General features: G+C 65.4%; 18 protein-coding genes. 7 read left to right on the top strand and 11 right to left on the bottom strand.

The window, feature by feature from the left end; all coding sequences use genetic code 11:
• Nucleotides 1-149: 149 nt before the first annotated feature.
• From ACI0FO_RS25895 to ACI0FO_RS25870, 6 genes are all read left to right on the top strand, one after another.
• Complete coding sequence (locus ACI0FO_RS25895) at nucleotides 150-1,094, top strand: hypothetical protein (protein WP_416031473.1); 945 nt, start codon at nucleotides 150-152, stop codon at nucleotides 1,092-1,094.
• The gene (recJ, locus tag ACI0FO_RS25890) at nucleotides 1,076-2,776 is read left to right on the top strand and encodes a single-stranded-DNA-specific exonuclease RecJ (protein ID WP_416031471.1); all 1,701 of its coding nucleotides are present in this window, start codon (nucleotides 1,076-1,078) and stop codon (nucleotides 2,774-2,776) included. Before ACI0FO_RS25895 ends, recJ begins: the two co-directional genes overlap by 19 nt.
• A 165-nt stretch (nucleotides 2,777-2,941) precedes the next feature.
• A protein-coding gene (gene prfB, locus ACI0FO_RS25885; protein WP_105557697.1) for a peptide chain release factor 2 occupies nucleotides 2,942-4,046 on the top strand; the annotation gives its coding sequence in 2 pieces (ribosomal slippage) (nucleotides 2,942-3,022 and nucleotides 3,024-4,046; 1,104 coding nt in all).
• A gap of 44 nt (nucleotides 4,047-4,090) precedes the next feature.
• Nucleotides 4,091-4,846, top strand: a complete 756-nt coding sequence (locus tag ACI0FO_RS25880; protein ID WP_416031469.1) for an SDR family oxidoreductase — start codon at nucleotides 4,091-4,093, stop codon at nucleotides 4,844-4,846.
• A 10-nt stretch (nucleotides 4,847-4,856) separates the two neighbouring features.
• Entirely contained in the window at nucleotides 4,857-6,380 is a 1,524-nt protein-coding gene (gene lysS, locus ACI0FO_RS25875; protein WP_105557695.1) for a lysine--tRNA ligase, read from the top strand.
• A gap of 15 nt (nucleotides 6,381-6,395) precedes the next feature.
• On the top strand, nucleotides 6,396-6,716 hold the full coding sequence (locus ACI0FO_RS25870) for a preprotein translocase subunit TatB (RefSeq protein WP_416031467.1): 321 nt from the start codon (nucleotides 6,396-6,398) through the stop codon (nucleotides 6,714-6,716).
• On the opposite strand, the gene ACI0FO_RS25865 is transcribed toward ACI0FO_RS25870, so the two are convergent.
• From ACI0FO_RS25865 to ACI0FO_RS25830, 8 genes are read right to left on the bottom strand one after another with little or no spacing between them, the layout of a single operon-like run.
• On the bottom strand, nucleotides 6,700-7,347 hold the full coding sequence (locus ACI0FO_RS25865; protein WP_416031465.1) for a TetR/AcrR family transcriptional regulator: 648 nt from the start codon (nucleotides 7,345-7,347) through the stop codon (nucleotides 6,700-6,702). The two genes, ACI0FO_RS25870 and ACI0FO_RS25865, sit on opposite strands and share 17 nt — an antisense overlap.
• A gap of 6 nt (nucleotides 7,348-7,353) precedes the next feature.
• Nucleotides 7,354-8,508 (bottom strand): thiolase family protein, encoded by a 1,155-nt coding sequence (locus ACI0FO_RS25860; protein ID WP_416031463.1) that lies wholly within the window; start codon nucleotides 8,506-8,508, stop codon nucleotides 7,354-7,356.
• Nucleotides 8,505-10,361: an AMP-dependent synthetase/ligase gene (locus ACI0FO_RS25855; RefSeq protein WP_416031461.1), complete on the bottom strand. Its 1,857-nt coding sequence runs from the start codon at nucleotides 10,359-10,361 to the stop codon at nucleotides 8,505-8,507. The genes ACI0FO_RS25860 and ACI0FO_RS25855 overlap by 4 nt, the downstream gene beginning before the upstream one ends.
• Nucleotides 10,358-11,152 carry an ABC transporter ATP-binding protein gene (locus tag ACI0FO_RS25850; RefSeq protein ID WP_313464335.1) on the bottom strand — a complete coding sequence of 265 codons (795 nt, stop codon included), beginning with the start codon at nucleotides 11,150-11,152 and terminating at the stop codon, nucleotides 10,358-10,360. Before ACI0FO_RS25850 ends, ACI0FO_RS25855 begins: the two co-directional genes overlap by 4 nt.
• A 58-nt stretch (nucleotides 11,153-11,210) precedes the next feature.
• On the bottom strand, nucleotides 11,211-12,389 hold the full coding sequence (locus ACI0FO_RS25845; protein WP_313464332.1) for an ABC transporter substrate-binding protein: 1,179 nt from the start codon (nucleotides 12,387-12,389) through the stop codon (nucleotides 11,211-11,213).
• 48 nt (nucleotides 12,390-12,437) lie between these two features.
• Complete coding sequence (locus ACI0FO_RS25840; RefSeq protein WP_416031459.1) at nucleotides 12,438-13,475, bottom strand: branched-chain amino acid ABC transporter permease; 1,038 nt, start codon at nucleotides 13,473-13,475, stop codon at nucleotides 12,438-12,440.
• A gap of 3 nt (nucleotides 13,476-13,478) precedes the next feature.
• Nucleotides 13,479-14,357 (bottom strand): branched-chain amino acid ABC transporter permease, encoded by an 879-nt coding sequence (locus ACI0FO_RS25835; protein ID WP_006225284.1) that lies wholly within the window; start codon nucleotides 14,355-14,357, stop codon nucleotides 13,479-13,481.
• Nucleotides 14,357-15,181 (bottom strand): ABC transporter ATP-binding protein, encoded by an 825-nt coding sequence (locus ACI0FO_RS25830; RefSeq protein WP_416031456.1) that lies wholly within the window; start codon nucleotides 15,179-15,181, stop codon nucleotides 14,357-14,359. The genes ACI0FO_RS25835 and ACI0FO_RS25830 overlap by 1 nt, the downstream gene beginning before the upstream one ends.
• Nucleotides 15,182-15,462: 281 nt before the next feature.
• Between ACI0FO_RS25830 and ACI0FO_RS25825 the strand changes: the two genes are divergently transcribed.
• Nucleotides 15,463-16,266: an enoyl-CoA hydratase/isomerase family protein gene (locus ACI0FO_RS25825; protein ID WP_416031454.1), complete on the top strand. Its 804-nt coding sequence runs from the start codon at nucleotides 15,463-15,465 to the stop codon at nucleotides 16,264-16,266.
• Nucleotides 16,267-16,281: 15 nt separating this feature from the next.
• On the opposite strand, the gene ACI0FO_RS25820 is transcribed toward ACI0FO_RS25825, so the two are convergent.
• From ACI0FO_RS25820 to fdx, 3 genes are all read right to left on the bottom strand, one after another.
• Entirely contained in the window at nucleotides 16,282-17,166 is an 885-nt protein-coding gene (locus ACI0FO_RS25820) for a methylglyoxal synthase (RefSeq protein ID WP_416031452.1), read from the bottom strand.
• Between the two features lie 124 nt (nucleotides 17,167-17,290).
• Nucleotides 17,291-17,485 (bottom strand): Fe-S cluster assembly protein IscX, encoded by a 195-nt coding sequence (iscX, locus tag ACI0FO_RS25815; RefSeq protein ID WP_105557685.1) that lies wholly within the window; start codon nucleotides 17,483-17,485, stop codon nucleotides 17,291-17,293.
• The gene (gene fdx, locus ACI0FO_RS25810) at nucleotides 17,485-17,826 is read right to left on the bottom strand and encodes an ISC system 2Fe-2S type ferredoxin (RefSeq protein WP_006225293.1); all 342 of its coding nucleotides are present in this window, start codon (nucleotides 17,824-17,826) and stop codon (nucleotides 17,485-17,487) included. The genes iscX and fdx overlap by 1 nt, the downstream gene beginning before the upstream one ends.
• Nucleotides 17,827-17,836 lie beyond the last annotated feature (10 nt).

Genomic DNA, 17,836 nt, shown 5'->3' with positions numbered 1-17,836 from the left:
TCGTAGGGTATTTTCAGCACGTGCGCATTATTGCATTAACGGCCTGGAAATCGCGCCGCGGATGTGCGGTTCCACGACCAGGCGTGTCAACCTATGGCAGTCGCCGCCGCCGCTTAGTTCCCCTGGCGCGCGCGGACTACAATCCCGCCATGCTGATCGTCATTCCGGGCGCCCTGCCCGCTCTTCCCGTTGCCGCCGAACTGGCCAAGCTCTTGCCCGAACGCGCGCCCACGCTGCACAGCTGGCTGCTGGCCGGCACCGCGCGCCCGGCCGCCTTCGACGTGCGCAGCCACGGCTGCACCGCTTTCGAATCGTGGCAATTGCGCCGCGCAGGCTACACGCCCGAACCCGGCCTGCTGCAAGGGGCCGGCCTGGGGCCGCTGCTGGCCGCCGAACAGGCGCCCGCTGGCCAGGCCGTCTGGCTGGCCGAACTGGTCCACCTGGCGCTGGGGGCCGATCAGGCCAACCTGCTGGATCCCGCCCAGATGGATCTGCTGCCCGAAGAAACCGCCGCGCTGCTGGACACGGCCCGCCCGCTGTTCGACGGCACGGGGTTTACCGTCGAGCCCCTGTCCCCACAGCGGTGGCGCCTGCGGCTGCCCGACGGCTTGCGTCCGCAGACGGCTTCACCGCTGGTCGTGGCCGGCCAACGCCTGAACGAATGGTGGCGGCAGGATACGGAAACGCGCCCGTGGCGGCGGCTGCTGAATGAAATACAGATGGCGTGGCACGAGCATCCCGTCAACGATGCGCGCGCCGCACGCGGCCTGGCGCCCGTCAACGCCCTGTGGCTGTATGGCGGCGGCACGCCCTGGCCTATCGCGCCGGCCGGCCCGGAACGCGTGCTGACCGCGCTGGACGCGCCTCAACGCACCGGCGACTGGTCCGCCTGGCTGGACGCGCTAGCCGAATTGGACACCCGGCATCTGCGGCCACTGGCCGGCAAGAAAGGCGTGCCCGACACGCCCGCCGAACTGCTGTTGCTGGGCGATGACCGCCAAGTCGCCCTTACCCTGAAACCACGCGGGGGCCTGCTTGGCTTGCTGCCCGCCCCCAAGAAAAACTGGAGCGCCTGGTGGTCACACCCCGCTTGACTATCCGCCCGGCCCACCTGGATGCCTGCCGCATCCTGGAAGCCTCGGGCATCCATCCCCTGCTGGCCCGGCTGTGGGCTGCCCGTGGCGTCAGCCACCCGGACCAAACCAAGCTGGCCTGGCCGTCGCTGCTGCCGCCCGCCGGCCTGACCCATTCGGCGCACGCCGCCGGCGTGCTGGCCGACGCGCTGCAATCCGGCAAGAAAATGCTGATCGTGGCCGACTATGACTGCGACGGCGCCACCGCCTGCGCGGTCGGCCTGCGCGCCTTGTCCGCAATGGGCGCCGACGTCGACTTCCTGGTGCCCAACCGCTTCGAAACCGGCTATGGCCTGTCGCCCGCCGTGGTGGATCTGGCCGTGCGGCACCGCAGCGGCAAGCCCGACATCATCATCACGGTGGATAACGGCATCGCCAGCGTGGACGGCGTGGCCGCCGCCAACGCGGCAGGCATCGGCGTCGTCATCACCGACCACCACCTGCCGGGCGACACCCTGCCCGACGCGCTGGCTATCGTGAATCCCAACCAGCCAGGCTGCGGCTTTCCGTCCAAGAACCTGGCCGGCGTGGGCGTCATCTTCTACATGATGCTGGCGTTGCGCGCCGAACTGCGCCGCCGCGGCGTCTACGCGGCCGACGGCGGCCCGCGCCTGGACGCGCTGTCGGACCTGGTTGCCCTAGGCACGGTGGCCGACGTGGTCAAGCTGGATGCCAACAACCGCCTGCTGGTTACGCAGGGCCTGCAGCGCATGCGCAGCGGCCGGCTTCAGCCCGGTTTGCGCGCGTTGTTCGCCGTGGCCGGCCGCGAACCGCGCAGCGCCAATGGCTTCGACCTGGGCTTCGCGCTGGGCCCCCGCATCAACGCCGCAGGCCGCCTGGCCGACATGAGCCTGGGCATCGCCTGCCTGACCACCGACGACGAAGCCCAAGCGCTGGAAATGGCGCGTGAACTCGACAACATCAACCGCGAGCGCCGCACCATCGAAGCCGAAATGCGCGAACAAGCGCTGGCCGCCATGGAAGAGCCCAATGCCGCGTCGGGCGCCACGGTGTGCGTGTTCGACCCCGGCTGGCACCAGGGCGTGGTGGGCCTGGTGGCCTCGCGCTTGAAAGAAAAGTTCTGGCGCCCCACGCTGGCCTTCGCGCCGGCGGGCGACGACGAAATCCGCGGCTCCGGCCGTTCCATTCCCGACGTGCATTTGCGCGACGCGCTGGACCTGGTGTCCAAGCGCCATCCCAACCTGATCCGCAAGTTCGGCGGCCACGCGATGGCCGCGGGCCTGACCCTGGGCCGCGAGGACTTCCCGGCCTTCGCCCCCGCGTTCGACGCCGCCGTGCGCGAACTCACCGGGCGCGACACCTTCGAACCCATCATCGAAACCGACGGCTCGCTGGAGTCCGGCTACGCCAACGCCGATGTCGCGGGCATGCTGCAGCAGCAAGTCTGGGGCGCAGGCTTCGCCGCCCCGTTGTTCCTGGACGAGTTCACCGTGCGCAACCAGCGCCTGGTCGGCGAAAAGCACTTGAAACTGTCGCTGGAACGCGGCCATCAACGCTTTGACGCGATCTGGTTCGGCCACGACCAGTCGCTGCCCGAACACATCCAGGCCGCGTACCGGCTGGAACAAAACACCTGGAACGGCATGGTGTCGGTGCAACTGGTGATTGAACACGCGGGCTAGTCCGCGCGGGTACAGGAAGTGCCCCCTGGGAAAGTGAACACCCCAGGGGAAGTAAACACCCCTGGAAACACATCCGTCCCCATTCTTGCAACACGCGCCCGCGCAGTTGAGCCATCCACGGTAAAATGCCAGGTTTCGCACAAAAGTCATCAGGACAGGATCATCATGGAAGCCGAACGTCAGAACCAGCTCGCAGCCCGCCTCGCCGATTACGCGGAGCGCGAACAGGCTCTACGGAGGTATCTTTGACTACGATGCCAAAGCTGAACGCCTGCAAGTCGTAAACGCCGAGCTCGAAGACCCGGCGGTCTGGAACGACCCCAAACACGCCCAAGACCTGGGCCGTGAAAAGAAAGCGCTGGAAACCGTGGTGGAAACGCTCACGGGTCTGGGCATGGGCCTGGCCGACGCCAACGAACTGTTTGAAATGGCCAAGGCCGATGACGACGATTCCACGCTGGAATCCATCGAACTCGACGCCAACGGCTACCAGGAAAAGCTCGAAGACCTGGAATTCCGCCGCATGTTCTCCAATCCGGCCGATCCGCTGAACTGCTTCGTGGACATCCAGGCAGGCGCGGGCGGCACCGAAGCGCAGGACTGGGCCTCGATGCTGTTGCGCCAGTACCTGAAGTACGCCGAGCGCAAGGGCTTCAAGGCTGAAATCCTGGAAGAATCCGAAGGCGAAGTCGCAGGCCTGAAGTCCGCCACGATCAAGATCGAAGGCGAATACGCCTTTGGCTATCTGCGCACCGAAACCGGCGTGCACCGCCTGGTCCGCAAGAGCCCGTTCGATTCTTCCGGCGGCCGCCACACGTCCTTCGCCAGCGTGTTCGTCTACCCCGAAGTCGATGATTCGTTCGAAGTCGATGTCAATCCCGCCGACCTGCGCGTGGATACCTACCGCGCGTCCGGCGCCGGCGGCCAGCACATCAACAAGACCGATTCCGCCGTGCGCCTGACCCACATCCCCACCGGGATCGTGGTGCAGTGCCAGAACGACCGATCGCAGCACCGCAACCGTGCCGAAGCGATGCAGATGCTGAAGTCCAAGCTCTACGAATTGGAAATGCGCAACCGCATGGCCGAACAGCAGAAGCTGGAAGACTCCAAGACCGATGTGGGCTGGGGCCATCAGATCCGTTCCTACGTCCTGGATCAAAGCCGCATCAAGGACCTGCGCACGAACGTCGAAATCTCCAACACGCAGAAAGTGCTGGATGGCGACCTGGATCCCTTCATCCAGGCCAGCCTGAAGCAAGGCGTCTAAGTCCGTCTCGATACTTCCGCTAACCGCACTCCAGAGGTCCACGAATGTCTGACACCATCGCAATTCTGACCGGCGCATCGCGCGGCATCGGCGCCGCCATGGCGCGCGGCCTGGCCAAACCGGGCACCCGCCTGATCACGCTGGCCCGCCGCGAAGACCCCGAGCTTGCCGCCTACGCGCGCTCGCAAGACGTGCAGCTGGAACAGTTGTCCGTGGACCTCTCGGACCTGGATGCGGCCGAAGCCGCGGCCGAACGCATCTGCTCGGCCCTGCCGCGCGATGCCCGCCGCTATCTGCTGATCAACAACGCGGGCACGGTTCACCCCGTCGCCGGCACCGACGCGCTGATCGACAGCGCGGCCATCACGGCGGCTTTCAATCTGAACGTCACCGCCGTCATGCTGCTGACCGCGCGCTTCCTGGCTGCGGTCGAAGACCTGGCCGCCGACCGCCGCGTGCTGAACATCTCCTCCGGCGCGGGCCGCAATCCGAATGCCGGCTGGGGCGTGTACTGCGCCACCAAAGCCGCGCTGGACATGTACTCGCGCGTGGTCAAGCAGGAACAAGGCGCCGACGGCGCGCGCATCGTCGCGCTTGCCCCCGGCATCGTCGACACCGACATGCAGGCGGCCATCCGTTCCAGCAGCCCGGAGAGCTTCCCGGCACTGGCCAAATTCCAGGACTTTCACGCCACGGGCAAGCTTTCTTCGCCCGCCAACGTAGCCTCCCGCATTCTTGCCTATCTGGATCGCGAAGATTTCGGCACGACCGAAATCGACGACATCCGCAATTACGACTGATCCCTCGACCATGACCGACCACTCGACCACTCCGGCCCCCGCCCAGGATGAAAACCGCTTGATCGCCGAACGGCGCGCCAAGCTGGCCAAACTGCGCGAAACCGGGGTCGCGTATCCCAACGATTTCGTTCCGGACGCCCGCGCCGCCGCCCTGCATGACAAGTACGACGGCCAAGAGCAGGAAGCGCTGGCCGCCGCCGCCGTCACCGTCAAGGTCGCCGGCCGCATGATGCTCAAGCGCGTCATGGGCAAGGCCAGCTTTGCCACGCTGCAAGACAGCACCGGCCGCATCCAGATCTACCTGGACCGTGGCACGCTGGGCGAAGACAACTACGCCGCGTTCAAGCAATGGGACATCGGCGACATCATCGCCATCGAAGGGTCGGTCTTCAAGACCAACAAGGGCGAACTGTCGGTCCACGCCGCCACCGCCCGCCTGCTGTCGAAGTCGCTGCGCCCGCTGCCGGACAAGTTCCACGGCGTGGCCGACCAGGAACTGCGCTACCGCCAGCGCTACGTCGACCTCATCATGACGGACGCCACGCGCCGCACGTTCGAAGCGCGCAGCAAGGCCGTGGGCAGCATCCGCCAGTTCATGCTGAACGCCGGCTTTCTCGAAGTGGAAACGCCCATGCTGCACCCGATCCCGGGCGGCGCGGCGGCCAAGCCCTTCGTGACGCACCACAATGCGCTGGACATGGAAATGTACCTGCGCATCGCGCCCGAGCTCTACCTGAAGCGCCTGATTGTCGGCGGCTTCGAACGCGTGTTCGAAGTCAACCGCAACTTCCGCAACGAAGGCGTCAGCCCGCGCCACAACCCTGAATTCACGATGATGGAATTCTATGCAGCCTTCGCGGAATACCGCTGGCTCATGGACTTCACGGAAGAACTGATCCGCCAGGCCGCCATCTCGGCCACCGGCAGCGCCGTCCTGACCTATGGCGAACGCGAACTGGACTTGTCCAAGCCGTTCGACCGCCTGACGATCTGCGAAGCCATCCTGAAGTACGCGCCGGGTTACACCCAGGCGCAGCTGGACGATGCCGCCTTCGTGCGCGCTGAACTGAAGAAGCTGGGCGCGGACGCCGACGGCCCCGTGCTGTCGCGCGCCGGCCTGGGCGCGTTGCAACTGGCGCTGTTCGAAGAAACCGCCGAAGCCAAGCTCTGGAACCCGACGTACATCATCGACTACCCGGTCGAAGTGTCGCCGCTGGCCCGCGCCTCCGACACGCGCGAAGGCATCACCGAACGCTTCGAACTCTTCATGACGGGCCGCGAAATCGCCAACGGCTTCTCGGAATTGAACGACCCCGAAGACCAGGCCGAACGCTTCCGCTCGCAAGTCGAAGCCAAGGACGCCGGCGACGAAGAAGCCATGTTCTACGACGCGGACTACATCCGCGCCCTGGAATACGGCATGCCCCCGACGGGCGGCTGCGGCATCGGCATCGACCGCCTGGTCATGCTGCTGACCGACAGCCCCAGCATCCGCGACGTCATCCTCTTCCCGCACCTGCGCCGTGAAGACTAAGGCACGGGCCGCATCATGATCTTCAAGATCCTGATGCTGCTGCTGGTCGTGGCGGGGCTGGTCTACTGGATCAAGCAACCCCGCCGCATCCAGCCGGGCGCGCCGTATGCGCCCGTCCGGCCCCGCCGGCCGATATTCATCGCCCTGTGCATCGCCGCCGCGATCTCGGCGGTCGCGTCGCTGCTGACCGCGCTGCTGTGGATGGGCGGCGTATCGGGCGGCGTCACCGGCGGCGGCTACCACGGCGAAGCGGATTTCCTGCTTCCCGTGTCGGGTTCGCTGTTGGCGCTGGGCACGGCCTGCGCCGTCGGCGCCTTCCTCACGCGTCGGGGCTGACCTCCACCGGCCACGTCCCGACCCCTGCGGGCAAACCGGGCAAGGCTGCCAGCAGCATGGCGTCGATGAATTCGGCGGGCGCCAGCCGACCGCCGGGTTTGTACCATTGCACGGTCAGGTTCATCGCCCCCAGCACGCAGCGTTTGATGACGCGCGCGTCGCCCTTGATCAGCCCGGCCGCCACGGCATCCGCCACCACCGATTGCCACATGGCCTCGTAACGGTCGCTTAACGCTTTCACGGCCAACTGGCTGGGCGCCGACAGGCTGCGCCACTCATACACCAGCGCGTTCATCGCATCGCCCCCCGCGCCGTGCAGCATGCTCCACATGTGGACGCGGAACAGGGCCCCCAGGCGGTCCGCCGGCGCGTCGTAATGCGCCAGCGCCCGCTCGCCGTCGTCGATCACCTCCTGGATACCGTTGTTCATCACCGCCACCAGGATCGCCTCCTTGCTGCGGAAATGATGGAACAGGCTGCCCGACTGCAAGCCCACCGCGCGCGCCAGCTCACGCACCGTCGTGCGCTCGTAGCCGTGCTTGCAGAACAAGCGGCCCGCCGTCAGCACCAGTTCGCGGCGGCGTTCGGATTCCCCGCTTTCCTCGCGCGGCGCGGCGGCTGTCTTTTCCATGTGCGGTTACAGCCTCTGGATGATGGTCGCCGTCGCCATGCCGTGGCCGATGCACATCAGCTGCATCCCGAATTCGCCTTCCGTCGCCTCCAGCCCGGCCAACATCTTGGCCATCAATCCCGCGCCCGTCGCGCCCAGCGGATGCCCGTGCGCGATCGCGCCGCCCCAGGGGTTGATCCGCGCCGGCTTGGCGTCCAGTTCGTGCTGCCAAGCCAGCACCACGCTGGCGAAGGCTTCATTGATCTCGACCCAGTCGATATCCGCCAGCGTCAGGCCGGCCCGCTCAAGCGCCAGCCGGGTGGCGGGAATCACGCCCGTCAACTGCATCACAGGGTCCGACCCAACCACTACCCTCGCCAGAAAGCGCGCACGCGGCCGCAGCCCGTCGGACAGCGCGATGTCGCGGTCAGCCAGCAACACCGCCGCCGCGCCGTCAGCCAGCTGGCTGGCATTGGCGGCCGTCACGCCGCCTTGTCCGGCCGGACGCATCGCGGGCGCCATCGCCGCCATCCGCGCGGGGTCGGTCGCCTCGCGGATGCCTTCGTCCCGATGCAGGGCCCCTTGCGGGCCCGGCAGCAGTTCCGCATGCAGACCCGCCCGCGCGGCGGCCCAGGCACGCGCGTGGCTTTCGCGCGCCCACTCGTCCATCGCGGCCTGCGATAGTTGCCAATGGTCGGCGATGCGTTCCGCGCTTTCGATCTGGTGAATCAGCGGATAGCGCTCAAGCAGCGCGGGGTTCAAGGATTCGAAGCCGCGGAATTCGCCATGCCCCAACGTCACGTCCAGGAACATCGGCACGCGGCTCATGTTTTCGACGCCGCCCGCCACCACATACCGCATGTCTCCCGCGGCAATGGCCTGCGCGCCAAAATGCACCGCCTGCTGGCTGGATCCGCACATGCGGTTCAAGGCCACGCCCGGCACGCTTTCCGGCAAGCCCGACAGCATCGCGGCCAGACGGCCGATGTTGGCGCCCTGTTCGCCCGCCTGGCTCACGCATCCGGCGATCACGTCCTCGACCTTGCCGCCCGGTAATCCAGCGCGCGCAAGCAGTCCCTGCACCGTCTGGGCCAGCAACGTATCCGGCCGGGTCTGCGCCCACCATCCGCCGCGGCGGCCGAACGGCGTGCGCACCGCTTCCACGATCACGGCTTCGTTCATGCCAGCGTCTCCTCAACGTACAGCGTTTCGATTTCGTTTGCGTAGGTGCGATAGATGCTGGCGCGCCTGACTTTCATCGTCGCCGTCACCTCGCCATCGTCGTGGTCCAGTTCCTTGGTCAGCAGATGGAAGCGCTTGATCTGCGCCACCGGCGCCAAGCCCGCGTTCGCGCGCGCCACTTCCTGCTGAACCAGTTCGCGCACTTGCGCGCACTCGGTCAACGACCGGAAGTGCGTAAACGCGATCCGGCGCGACTCCGCCCACTTGGCCACCGTGTCGAACTCCAGCTGGATCAACGCCGACACATACTTGCGGCCGTCGGCGATGACGATGCACTCCTTCACGTAGGGGCTGCCCTTCACCGCATTTTCGATCTCGGACGGCGTCAGGTTCTTGCCGCCTGCGGTAATCATGATGTCCTTCAAGCGGTCGACGATACGGACGCGGCCGTCCTGTTCCGCCACCACGTCGCCGGTATGCAGCCAGCCGTCGCGCACCGTGTCGGCAGTCGCCTCGGCGTGCTTGTAGTAACCCTGGAACACCATGTCGCCACGCACCAGTAACTCGCCGGCCTCGCCCATCTTCCATTCCACGCCCAGGATGGGTTCACCCACGGTGCCGACCTTCACGCGGTCGGGATGCTGGCCGAAAATCATGCCCGCCGATTCCGTCAGCCCATAGACCTCCAGCAGCGGCACGCCCAAATTACGAAAGTAGCGCACCACATCCGGCGGGATCGGCGCCGCCCCGGTCATCGCCACGCGCGCCCGGCGCAAACCGATGAAGTTCTGCAAAGCACGCAGCACCAGCCAGTACCACAGCGCATGCGTCAAACGCTCGGCAGTGGTGTATTGCGCCGGCGACTTCTCCAGGAACGGCGCGCATGCCGCCAGCGCGCGCTGGTACAGCCACCGCTGCAAGCGGCCGGCTTCCTGCATTTTGATGGATATGGATGCGTGCAGTTTCTCCCAGATGCGCGGCACCCCCAGGAAGATGGTCGGCGCCACTTCGCGCAGATCTTCCTGCACCGTGCGGATGGATTCGCCGAAATTCACTTGCGAGCCCACATACAGCGGCACGAACGTCGACAGCATCTGCTCGGCCACGTGACACAGCGGCAGGTACGACAGGTGCACGCTATGCGCATCCATCGACAGCCGGTCCGCGATGCCTGGCGCCACGCCCCGCATGTTGCGATAGCTCAGCATCGCGCCCTTGGGCTTGCCCGTGGAGCCCGACGTGTAGATCATCAGGCCGGTATCGTCCAGCCCCTGCGCGTCCAGCGCCGCGTTCAGGGCGGGCAGCTCCGCCGCTTCCCGGCAGGCGCCGTCGGCCTCGGTCTCGGCGAAGGTCGCAATACGCTGACGATCGGCCGGCGCATACGAGCGCAGGCCCTTGGTTTCCACGATCACGATACGCCGCAGCAACGGCAGGCGGCTGGCCACCTGCAACACCTTGTCGGTCTGCTCCTGGTCCTCGCACACCACCAGTTCCACGTCCGCATGTTCCAGCACGTAGCCCATTTCTTCGGCGGGGCTAGTGGGATACACGCCCACCGCCACGCCGCCGACGGTGCCCGCGCCCAACTGCGTCAGGAGCCATTCCACGCGGTTTTCGGACACGATGGCCACGCGCCCGCCCCGGCTCAAGCCCAGTGCCCGCAGGCCTAGCCCCACGCGGCAGGCACGTTGCCAGTAGTCCGCCCACGTCAGGGGCTTCCAGATGCCGAAGTCCTTTTGCCGGATGGCGATGTTCGACGGCTGGCGCCGCGCCTGTTCGCGCAGCATCTGGGGCAACGTCAGCTCGGGCCAGGCGGCCGTACCGGTAGAGGCGATCACGGTCTCGTCCTTCATGACAGCCAGCGCTTGCGGCGCTTGTAGTGCTTGATATCGCGAAACCCACGGGCCTCGCCCGTCCCGCCAACCCCCAGGTAGAACTCGCGCACATCCGGATCCGACGCCAGCTTGTCGGCGGTGCCGTCGATCACCACCTTGCCCGTCTCCATGATGTAGCCGTAATGCGCCACGGCCAGCGCCACGGACGCGTTCTGCTCCACCAGCAGCATCGACACGCCTTGCTCGGCGTTGATGCGCGCGATGATGGAAAAGATGCTCTCCACCAGCATCGGCGACAAACCCAGTGACGGCTCATCCAGCAGCATCAACCGGGGCTGCGCGATCAACGCCCGGCCGATGGCCAGCATCTGCTGTTCACCACCCGACAGGTAACCTGCCAGGCCCCGACGACGCTCGAACAGGCGCGGAAAGTATCCGTAGACCAGGTCGAAATCCACTTTCGCGCCCGGCCGCCCCGTCAGCGCGTAGGTAGCCGCCACCAGGTTCTCTTCCACGGTCAGGTCTTCGAACACCCGCCGCCCTTCCATCACATGGGCCAACCCGGAACGCACCAGGTTCTGTGGTTTGGCGCCCGCGGTATCGCCGCCGTTGAAAACGATATGCCCGCGTACCAGCGCGCCGTCTTCCAGATCCAGCAACCCGGAGACCGCCTTCAACGTGGTGGACTTGCCTGCGCCGTTGCTGCCCAGCAGCGCCACGATGCTGCCGGCCGGCACGGACAGGGACAGGCCGCGCAACACCTGCACCGCCTTGTTGTAGACGACTTCGATATTGTTGATGTCCAGCACCGCCGTGGGCGGCGCCGTCGTCACGGCTTGCGCGTCGGGTCCCTGGTTCACAGTCGCCTCACTTCAGCACGATCCAATCGGACGCAGGCACCATCTGCTTCTGCTTCACATCAGCGCGGTAGATTCGGCCCACCGGGATGGAATTGCCCTTGATCGAAATCGGCACGCCGATCAGGCCGCCCGTATCGAAGTCCTTGATGCCGTCCAGCGCGGCCTTCATGTTGGCGCTGGTCAATTCCTTGCCGGCGTCCAGCGTGCGCTTGGCCACCTCGGTGAACAGCATGGCCGCCAGAAAGCCCTGCATGTAGCCCGTGCTTTGATATTGCGGGCGCATTTCGCGGATCTTCTTCAGCATCGGCGCGTCGCCCTCGGTATCGTAGTAATAGCGGTACGGCATCACTCCCATGAAGCCATCGGCGTCCTCGCCCATCTGCATCACGGTCGAGTTATCCATGGTCCAGAACGTGCCCATGTAGCGGGTCTTCAACCCCATGCGCTTGCCCTGCCCCACGAATTCCGGAATCGGCGCCAGCACGTAACCATGGAAAATCGTAAAGTCCGGGTCCGCGCGGCGCAGCTTGATCACCTCGGTGGACACGTCCACGCTGCCCGGCGGCGTCATGATTTCGGTCGCCACTTTCAGCCCCAGCTTTTCAGCCACGGCGCGCGAACTGGCGATCGGGTCACGGCCGAATTCGGTGTCCGAATACACGAACGCCACCTTCGCGCCAGGCTGCTCCTTGGCGATATAGCGCAGCAAGATGCCGAACATCTCGGTATAGTCGGGCCCCAGCATGAACTGCGCGGGATACTTGGCGGGGTCGTTCAGCTCGGTCGCGAACGACGCGCCGGTCATCAGGATGTCGCCGGTCCGGTTCAACTCGGCATTGATGGTCTTGGAGAAGCCCGTCGAATCGCCGTAGTAGAAATTCACTTTGTTCTGGCTGGTGATCTTCTTGAACGCCGCGACCGACGCATCCACCTTGTACGCCGTGTCTTCGGGCACGTAGCGCAACTTGCGCCCCTTCACGCCGCCCTGCTCGTTGACGATCTTCACGTAGTCGGTAATGCCCGCATGGATGCCCTGCCCGGCAAAAGCGAACACGCCGCTCAACGGGATGGATCCGCCCAGCACCAGATCGTCCGCCGCCTGCGCCATCGGCGCCGCCAATGCCGCCGCCAGGCCCAACGGGGCCAACAACCTCGATAAACCGCTGCCTATCCGGATGCGCTTCATGGTGTGTCTCCTTGGGTCTTATGGGTCTTGCGAACGGCCAAACCGCGCTCAGGTCCGGAATGGCCACAGGTGGAAGAAGCGGCGGACGCGCCGCCAGATTTCCGCGAGCCCGTGAGGCTCGAAGATCAGGAAGCCCACGATCAGCAGGCCAAAAACGATCGTTCGCACGGGCGACACCAGCCGCAGCGCATCGCCGCCCACCGGCAGCCAGCCCACGATCAGCTTGAGCAGTTCGGGCACCATCGTCATGAAAACGGCGCCCAGAATGGAACCCAGGATCGATCCCATGCCGCCCACGATGATCGCGGCCAGGAAGAAAATCGACATAATCAGCGGGAAGCTCTCGGGCGTCACCACCCGAAAGAAGTACGCCCATAGCCCGCCCGCCACGCCCGCATAGAAAGACGACAGACCGAACGACAGCAGTTTGTAGCGAAGCAGCCGGATGCCCAGGACTTCCGCCGAGATATCACGGTCGCGGATGGCGATGAAGGCCCGGCCAATGCGCGTGCGGAACAGGTTGGCCGCGCCCAGCACCATCAACACGGTCACCGGCACGATCAGCCAATAGATCTTGAACGACGTATCGAGATCCACGCCTAGCAATCGCGCGGGGGGCACCTGCAGCCCGCTCGTCCCGCCCGTGAACTGCCAGTTCGCGAAAATGAAATGCGCGATGAACGACGCCGCAATCGTGGCGATCGCCAGGTACAACCCTTTCACCCGCAACGACGGGATGCCGACCAGCAAGCCCCCCAGCATCGCCACCACGCCGCCGCCCAGCAGATTGGCCAGCACCGGCGTGCCCAGCCTTAATTCCATGACGGCCACGGTATAGGCGCCCAGCCCCATGAAAGCCGCCTGCCCCAGGCTGACCAACCCGGTATACCCCGTCAAAATGTTCAGCCCCGTCGCGCTGGCGATATTGATGGCGACCAGGCAGGCCAGGTACAGCCAGTACGCGTCAGCCACGAACGGAAACAACACCAACGACGCCGCCAGCAACGCCAGCCATACATGCTGGGTCCGCGTGTCGAATGGCGCTTCGTCCGCCAGATAGGTCTGCTTCGCAGTCGCGATGCGCATGAGTCAGAGCCTCTCGATTTCACGGGTGCCGAACAGGCCGTAGGGCCTGACCATCAACACCACGACCAGCACGATGAAAGTGGCCAGCAGCTTGTACTCGCCCCCCAGGTAGGCGCCCGCCCAGGCCTCCAGCAAACCGATGAAAACGCCCCCCACCAGGGCGCCCGCCACGCTGTCCAATCCGCCCACGATCACCACCACCAGCACCGACAGGCCAAAGACGCCCATCGACGACGAAATGCCGCCGATGGCGCCCACGATCACGCCCGACACCGCCGCCAGCGCGCCTGCCGCCACCCAGGCCAGCGAAAACACGCGGGGCACGTTGATGCCCATCGCATAGGCGGCGCCCTGGTCCGACGCCGTCGCGCGCAATGCCACACCGCCACGCCAATAGCGGAACACCACCAGCACCAGCAAGGCCAACACGACCGCCACCCAGAAACCGTAGAACACCTTGGGCGCCACGAACGCCTCGCCCACCATCACCGGCGCGCGCGGCATGAACTCCGGCAATCGCCGCTGGTCCGCGGTCCAGATCAATTCCACCGCGCCCACCAATATCGACGCCAGTCCTACCGTCACCATGAACACCGAGATCGGCGCCTCGCCCAGCATGGGCCGTATCGTCAGCCGTTCAACCAGCGCGCCCAAGGCGCCAGACACCACCACCGCGCCGACGATCGCCAGCCAGATCGGCCATTCCATGCCCGTTGCAAACGCATAGAACACGTAGGCGCCCAGCATCAGGAATTCGCCGATGGCGATGTTCACGACGCGCGTCGCCTTGTAGACGATCACAAAGGCCAGCGCAGCCAGCGCATATAGCCCGCCGCTGCCCAGCCCGGCCAGCGTCACTTCCAGGAAGAACAGCATGTCCATCAGGCCGCCTCCCTCAGGCGGCGGCGCAGATCGCCCACATCGCCTGCCCCCAGATAGGCCTTGATCACCTCGGGATTCGCCTGCACCTCGCCCGGCGTGCCGTCCGCAATCACCTGCCCGAAGTTCAGCACCACCACATGGTCCGACAAATCCATCACCATGCCCATGTCGTGCTCCACCATCAGCACCGTCACGCCCCACTCGGAACGGGCGTCCAGGATGAAACGCGCCATGTCGTCCGTCTCTTCGCGGTTCATGCCCGCCACGGGCTCATCCAGCATCAGCACCTTGGGATTCATGGCCAGCGCGCGTGCCAGCTCCACACGTTTTTGCAGGCCATAGGACAAAGCCGACACCGGCGCATGGCGGATGTGATCGATTTCCAGGAAGTCGATGATGCGTTCTTCGATGTCGGCGCGTAGCGCCATCTCTTCGCGGCGCGCCCGACCCAGATAGAACAAAGCGTCCAGCACGTTGGTGCGCAAGTGCGCATGACGGCCCAGTTTGATGTTGTCCAGCACCGTCATGCCGCGAAACAGCGCGATGTTCTGGAAACTGCGCGCCAGCCCCAGCTTGGCGCGTTCGGGCGCGGCCACGCGCGTGATGTCGCGGCCTTCGAACCGGACCTGTCCGGCGGCCGGCTTGTAGAACCCGGAAATGGTATTGAACAGCGAAGTCTTGCCGGCGCCGTTCGGGCCGATGACCGTGGTGATGGAACCCGGCGCTACGCGAAAGCCCACGCCGGTCAACGCCTTGACCCCGCCGAAAGCCAAGGTCACCCCATCCACCTCCAGCAAGGGAGGCTGCTCGGTCTGATCCACCATTTGTCTCCTCGCTTTTTTGATCGCGAAGTTCTAGCCGCCTTGGGGCGGACATTTTTTAAGGCGATGAATCAGGCGACCCGCGAGGCAGGAGATGCAACGAACCTGTCTTTACCTACGCCAGACCAGCGCCGGAAAATCGTTCAATGCGGCAGTTCCATGCAGTGCTTTCATGCAGTACGCTAAGCGTGCTTAAAACAAAACCAAGCAAGCGCTCGGTTCAGACCATAGCATCGCGGTTTTTGGATCGACAGCTGGTATTTACCCGATATCGGAGACACGACATGACCGCAGGATTTCCCACGTTCGCCACCGTGCAGATCACGGTCGAAGACGCCCTCGCCACCCTTACGCTGAACCGCCCCGACGCGCTCAACGCCATCGATGTCGCCATGGCCCGCGACCTTCAACAAGCCGCCCAGTGGCTGGAAGCGCGCAAGGAAATCCGCGTGGTGCGCCTGCGCGCCGCAGGCAAGGCGTTTTGCGCCGGCGGCGATATCAGCATGTTCACGGGCGAACCCGCCCAAGTGCGCAACACGCTCCTCGACCTCTTCACCCCGCTCAACGATTTCATCGCCCGCATCGGGCGCATGGACAAGGTCTGGCTGGCCGAAGCCCACGGCGTGGCGGCCGGGGCCGGGCTGTCGTTGGTGCTGGCGTGCGACTTGGCCATCGCCGACGCGGGCACGCGTTTCATGACCGCCTACCTGAAGCTGGGCGCCACGCCCGATGCGGGCATGACGCATGGGCTGACCCGCGCATTGGGCGCCAGGCGCGCGCTAGACCTGCTGCTGCGTCACGATCCGTTCACCGCCAGCGATGCGCTGGCCTGGGGCATCCTCAATCGCGTCGCGCCAGCCGGCGAACTTGCCGGCGCCGCCCAACGCTACGCCGAAGACCTCGCCCGCCACGCGCCCCACGGCATCGCGGGCGCAAAAGACCTGCTGCGCTCGGCCCCGCACGCCTCGTTGGAAACGCAACTGGCGCAAGAGACGGCACGCTTCCTGGATTCGGCGTCCCGCGCCGATTTCACGGAAGGCGTGCAAGCATTCCGCGAAAAGCGGGCGCCTCAATTCAAGGGCCAATAAAGGCCAACCCTGGCGCTAGAGCACGCGCTTTTCCACCGCCTGCGCCCAGCGCCGCGCCACCGTCGGCGACGTGGCGCAGGTGGCCGATTCCGTCACCACGCGCACGGCGCGTTCCAGCAGCTGGATGTCGGCCTCGTGCTGGCGCGCCACATGCGGATCTTCAAAAAAGATCACGCGTTGGCATTGATGCTCCAACACCAATTCCGCAATCTGCGCATCGCCGCCCAGCGGTCCGCTCAGGTAGCGGTGCACCCAAGGCGTGTCCTTAGGCCAGCCGCGCGACCACGCCAATTCGTTCAAGCGTGCGCCGGTCGTGCCCGTCGCCACGCGCCGCGCAAACCGCGACAGCACGTCGAAATGCTCGCTGGCAAACGCGACCATCTCGTCTTTCAACGCATCGTGGGCGATCAGCGCCAAGGTCTGGCCCGTGAAGTTGAACAGACGGGAGGCGGACGCGTCCGGCGCCAGTCCCGCATGCACGCGTTCGACTTCCATCCATTCGATGGCCCCGGCCAGCGTCGAAATGAATGGCCGGCCATGCGTGATGCACTGCCGTTTCAACGCCAGCGCCTCGGGAAAAATAGAAGACGGGTCCACCGGATCGATCAGATAGATCGCGCCGTCGAACGGCGCCTGCCCGTCGCGCCCCTCGGTCACGCGGGCCACCAGCTTCATCAAACCGCCCTCTCGGCCATAGGGGTAGCGGATCAAGCCGCTGTACCCCTGCAGCATGCCTTCCCTGACGATCGCGTCATGCGTGCGGCCGACGGTGTGCAGTTGCACACCAAGTTCGCGGATCGTGGACGAACACGCGCGCAGCCAGGTAAACAAGGCGGCATCGGGGCTTTCGTGGTGCAGTCGATTGGCGGCCAGGCCAAAGCGCAGGGGAGCAGCGGGCATCAGTAGACTCGGGCAAGGTGAATCACAACTTACGGATCCCTGATGATAACTTGGCCGCTTGACGGCGGCACGACGGCCGCGCAAACAAAAACGCCCCCATCCGGGAGCGTCTTCATGGCGGTGGTCAGTCCGCTTCGTCTATCCAGGCCATTTGGATGGCCTCCAAGATCTTTTCGCCACAGTGGGCGGGGTCGTCATTGAATCCGGGCAAAGCCATGACCCATTCACGTAGCTGCGTGAAGCGCAGCGTCTTGGGGTCCACATCAGGATGCGCGTCGACCAGGGCCGCGGCAACCTCGTAGGTATCGGTCCACTTCATCAATGGCCCTCTTTCGCATGGTTGATGGTGTACTTCGGGATCTCGACCGTCAGGTCGGTATCCGTCACCAGCGCCTGACACGACAAGCGCGACGTCGGGGTCAGGCCCCAGGCCTTGTCCAGCAGGTCCTCTTCGTCATCCGTCGCGTCTTCCAGCGCGGAATAGCCCTGCTTGATCACCACGTGACAGGTCGTGCAGGCGCACGAGAGCTCGCACGCATGTTCGATGTCGATGTGATTGTCCAGCAGGACACGACAGATCGACACGCCCTTCGGCGCGTCTTCGATCACGGCGCCTTCGGGGCAGTAATCGGGATGAGGCAATACAGTCAGTTTCGGCATAACGTCTTAA

This window comes from Achromobacter marplatensis, from assembly GCF_049060505.1.
Lineage (GTDB): Bacteria > Pseudomonadota > Gammaproteobacteria > Burkholderiales > Burkholderiaceae_B > Achromobacter > Achromobacter marplatensis_A.
Note: the sequence above shows the minus strand (reverse complement) of the source record. Positions and strands in the feature narration are given on the sequence as shown.

Bases quoted from the DNA above. Each gene is read 5' to 3' on its own strand.
- ACI0FO_RS25895 (WP_416031473.1), top strand. From the start codon at position 150: ATGCTGATCGTCATTCCGGGCGCCCTGCCCGCTCTTCCCGTTGCCGCC.
- ACI0FO_RS25880 (WP_416031469.1), top strand. From the start codon at position 4,091: ATGTCTGACACCATCGCAATTCTGACCGGCGCATCGCGCGGCATCGGC.
- lysS (WP_105557695.1), top strand. From the start codon at position 4,857: ATGACCGACCACTCGACCACTCCGGCCCCCGCCCAGGATGAAAACCGC.
- ACI0FO_RS25870 (WP_416031467.1), top strand. From the start codon at position 6,396: ATGATCTTCAAGATCCTGATGCTGCTGCTGGTCGTGGCGGGGCTGGTC.
- ACI0FO_RS25865 (WP_416031465.1), bottom strand. From the start codon at position 7,347: ATGGAAAAGACAGCCGCCGCGCCGCGCGAGGAAAGCGGGGAATCCGAA.
- ACI0FO_RS25860 (WP_416031463.1), bottom strand. From the start codon at position 8,508: ATGAACGAAGCCGTGATCGTGGAAGCGGTGCGCACGCCGTTCGGCCGC.
- ACI0FO_RS25855 (WP_416031461.1), bottom strand. From the start codon at position 10,361: ATGAAGGACGAGACCGTGATCGCCTCTACCGGTACGGCCGCCTGGCCC.
- ACI0FO_RS25845 (WP_313464332.1), bottom strand. From the start codon at position 12,389: ATGAAGCGCATCCGGATAGGCAGCGGTTTATCGAGGTTGTTGGCCCCG.
- ACI0FO_RS25840 (WP_416031459.1), bottom strand. From the start codon at position 13,475: ATGCGCATCGCGACTGCGAAGCAGACCTATCTGGCGGACGAAGCGCCA.
- ACI0FO_RS25835 (WP_006225284.1), bottom strand. From the start codon at position 14,357: ATGGACATGCTGTTCTTCCTGGAAGTGACGCTGGCCGGGCTGGGCAGC.
- ACI0FO_RS25830 (WP_416031456.1), bottom strand. From the start codon at position 15,181: ATGGTGGATCAGACCGAGCAGCCTCCCTTGCTGGAGGTGGATGGGGTG.
- ACI0FO_RS25825 (WP_416031454.1), top strand. From the start codon at position 15,463: ATGACCGCAGGATTTCCCACGTTCGCCACCGTGCAGATCACGGTCGAA.
- ACI0FO_RS25820 (WP_416031452.1), bottom strand. From the start codon at position 17,166: ATGCCCGCTGCTCCCCTGCGCTTTGGCCTGGCCGCCAATCGACTGCAC.
- iscX (WP_105557685.1), bottom strand. From the start codon at position 17,485: ATGAAGTGGACCGATACCTACGAGGTTGCCGCGGCCCTGGTCGACGCG.
- fdx (WP_006225293.1), bottom strand. From the start codon at position 17,826: ATGCCGAAACTGACTGTATTGCCTCATCCCGATTACTGCCCCGAAGGC.